This window comes from Streptomyces sp. NRRL WC-3549, from assembly GCF_000721935.1.
Classification (GTDB): domain Bacteria; phylum Actinomycetota; class Actinomycetes; order Streptomycetales; family Streptomycetaceae; genus Streptomyces.
Window position 1 is genome coordinate 148,821 of sequence record NZ_KL585423.1, and the last position, 3,159, is coordinate 151,979.

Annotated in this window: 4 protein-coding genes and 1 pseudogene; all 5 read right to left on the reverse strand. The window is 73.0% G+C overall.

What is annotated here, in order from left to right; translation table 11 throughout:
* Positions 1–464 (reverse strand): annotated as a pseudogene (locus tag IH13_RS38525) (ATP-binding protein); the annotation flags it as partial.
* A 103-nt stretch (positions 465–567) separates the two neighbouring features.
* Positions 568–966: a cell division protein SepF gene (locus IH13_RS0127075; protein WP_031088596.1), complete on the reverse strand. Its 399-nt coding sequence runs from the start codon at positions 964–966 to the stop codon at positions 568–570.
* A gap of 75 nt (positions 967–1,041) precedes the next feature.
* On the reverse strand, positions 1,042–2,298 hold the full coding sequence (locus tag IH13_RS0127080; RefSeq protein WP_031088597.1) for a cytochrome P450 family protein: 1,257 nt from the start codon (positions 2,296–2,298) through the stop codon (positions 1,042–1,044).
* Positions 2,295–2,909, reverse strand: coding sequence for a GTP-binding protein (locus IH13_RS0127085; protein WP_031088598.1), 615 nt, complete (start codon positions 2,907–2,909; stop codon positions 2,295–2,297). Before IH13_RS0127085 ends, IH13_RS0127080 begins: the two co-directional genes overlap by 4 nt.
* On the reverse strand, positions 2,887–3,159 hold a 273-nt coding region (locus IH13_RS0127090), incomplete at its 5' end, for a DUF742 domain-containing protein (RefSeq protein ID WP_037842475.1). The genes IH13_RS0127085 and IH13_RS0127090, both read right to left, overlap by 23 nt.

Below are 3,159 nucleotides of genomic sequence, written 5' to 3' on the forward strand. Positions count from 1 at the left end.
AGCTCGGCCTGGACGGCCAGTTCGAGCTCCACCGGCCCGGCCGGGCCGTCGACGGTGCAGCCGAGCCGGAAGCCCCGCCGCCCCTGGGCGTCGGCCCCGGACCGTTCGGGCACCCAGGCCGCCGGATCGGGGAACACCTCCTCCAGCGGGTCGCCGGCGGCGAGCCGGGCCAGGGCCTCGTACCCGCACAGGGCCGTCGACTTCCCGCTGCCGCTCGCCCCGGTGAGCAGGGTGAACGGGCTCAGCGGGACGACGGCGCGCCGGTGCGCGGCGAAGGAGCCGAGCCGTAGCTCACTGACGACGGGACGAGCCGCGCCCCGGGGCCCGCGCGGAGGTTCCGGCATCGTGGACGGCGTCGTCGCGGAGGGGCGCGGCGACGGCAACGGGGTCGAACTCCCCGTGGGGATCACAGTCATGAGCGGACCGTACGCACACCGGTGACCGGCGAACCGTTCCGTCCGCACGACCTTCCTACCTTCGAGGTACCGCCGCCCTTCCGGCGACGCGGGCACACCGCCCTCCCCCGGTGCGAGGACGCCGCCCCTCCCTGTGCCGGGACACGCGCCCCTACCCCTGGGGCAGGCCCGCCGCGGTGACCCCCTCGACCTCCATACCCGTCGGTGCCAGCAGGAAGACGTTGCGGTCGACGCGGTGCATACCGCTGCCGAGCCCGAACACCACACCGCTGCTGAAGTCCAGGATCCGCTTGGCCACATCGCTCTCCGCACCGGTCAGGTCGAGCAGCACGGGGATCTGCGCCACCAGGTACTCGGCGACCTCGCGGGCGTCCGCGAACACCTGCACCCTCAGCACGACCATCCGCCGCTGCTCGGCGGCTTCCTGCCGGTCGGGGACCGTCCGGTGGTCGACTCGGGACGGCCACTCGTTACGCCCCCGGAGCGGTACGACCTGGGCGAGCCCCTCCCACTGTTCGTCGGTGGCGTCGTACCTGTCGTACCTGCTCACAGGACCACCCCGTCCGTTTGCCGGTCGGCTGTGCGCCGGCTGCGCTCGCTGTTCATCGGGCAATTCTCTCGTCCCTCACCCGTTCGGCGTACCACCGACACGGGCCGGAACGGGATCGGCGCCTCCCCGTCCGGCACCGGCGGAGGCCTCGGGGAGGGTGTCGAGAGGGGTGAACCGCACCGGCAGGTGCGCCGGCGCACGGTGGAAGGGGCCCGGTCGCCAGAGCAACTCCGAGGGTTCGACGGCCAGTTCCAGGTCACAGAGCTGGCTGGTGATCTGTTCGATCGCGGTCATCGCCATCAGCAGGGCGGGCTGCTTCGCCGGGCACCGGTGCGGTCCCGTCGACCAGGCCAGGTGCGCCCCGTCGCCGGACCGCACCGCGGGGTCCGAGACGGCCGGCGGCGACTGCGTGTTGGCGGCGGCGAAGGAGACCAGGACCAACTGGCCGGCCCGCAGCGGGACACCGTGGAACCTGTCTCTTATACACATCAGCACCTCGTCGATCGCCTCACGTGCCGTCATGGCGCCGCCGTGCAGCGACCCGCCGTAACCGGTGTCGCTGAGCATGCGCAGCAGCGCGTTGCCGATCAGGTTGGTCGTCGGGTCGTGGCCCGCGCTCATGATGAGCGTGATCTGGCGGACGGCCTCGTCGTCGTCCAGGCCCGCCGGGTGCGCGAGCAGGTAGGTGGTGAGGTCCCGGCCGGGCCGGGCCCGGCGTTCGGCGACGAGGTCGGCGACCACGGCGACGAGGTCGGCGTAGGCGGCGGCCGCGTTCCCGGCGGAGTCCATCATGCCGGCGACGCCGCGCAGCAGCCGCTCGCCGTCCTGCGGGGCCACGCCGAAGCACGCGGTGAAGACGTGCAGGGGCAGCAGGCGGGCGTACTGGGCGATCAGGTCGCCGGTGCCGGTACCCGAGAACGTGGCGATGAACCGTTGCGCGGCCTGAGCCACGTAGGACCTCAGCAGGTGGGGTTCGAGCAGGGCGAGGGTGTCGTTGACGGCCTCGCGGTACCGCGCGTGGACCGCGCCGTCGGAGAAGAGGGCGGTCGGCCGGTGGCCGAGCACGGGCAGGACCGGCGAGTCGTCGGGTATGCCCGCCTGCCAGGCGCGCGGGTCCTTGGAGAAGGTGTCGGTGTCGCGCAGCAGGTCGACGGCCGCCTGGTAGTCGGTGACGAGGAGGGCGTCGACGCCGGGGGCGATCCGGACCCGTCCCAGCGGCCCCTGGGCACGGAGCCTGCGGTAGTGGCCGTGCGGATCGGCGGCGAAGTCGGGGCCGTAGAGCGCCAGGGGCTCGTACGGCGAGGGCCCCGTGCCGGGAGCGGTCCGGGTCATGAGGTTTCCTGGGGTGCGGGGAGCCGGGTCAGCGCGTGCTCGGCGAGGGCGATCAGGGCGTCGATGCTGCCGCGCCGTTCGCGGGCGTCGCACTGCACCAGGGGGGTGTGCGGGTCGAGGTCGAGGTGCTTGCGCAGGACCTCGTCCGGGTGGGCGGGCGCGTCGGGGAAGCGGTTGACGGCGACGGCGTACGGCAACCCCTGCTCCTCCACCATGTCCATGACGGAGAAGGAGTCCTCCAGCCGCCGGGTGTCGACCATGACCAGGGCGCCGAGCGCGCCGCGCGCGATGTCCTCCCAGAGGGGGAGGAACCGTTCCTGGCCGGGGGTGCCGAACATGTACAGCACCAGGTCGTCCTGGACGGTGAGCCGGCCGAAGTCGACGGCGACCGTCGTCGTGGTCTTCTGCGGGAGCCCGGCGGTGTCGTCGAGCCCCTCGCCGGCCTGCGTCATCGCCTCCTCGGTGTGCAGGGTCTCGATCTCCGAGAGGGTCCGGATCAGGGTCGTCTTGCCCACGCCGAAGGGACCCGTGACGACGAGTTTCATCAGGGTCTCGGCGGCACTCGGCAGATAGCCGACGCCGCCCCGGTCAGTGGAGGGAACGGAGTCCAACGAGCAGCCTCTCGACGAGCGACCGGTCGATCTCACCGGCACGGGGTATCGGTGGCCGGGCGCGCAGGTGTCCGGAGGCCACGAGGTCCGTGGCCAGGAAGACGGTGGCGCTGACCGGCAGTTCCAGGTGGGCGGCGCACTCGACGACCGTGAGGGCTCCCGGGTCCAGGAGTTCACACAGCCGGCGCTGTTCCGCGCCGGCGCCGGGCGGCAGGCCCGCGTCCGTGCGCAGGAGCACGGCGAGCCGGGC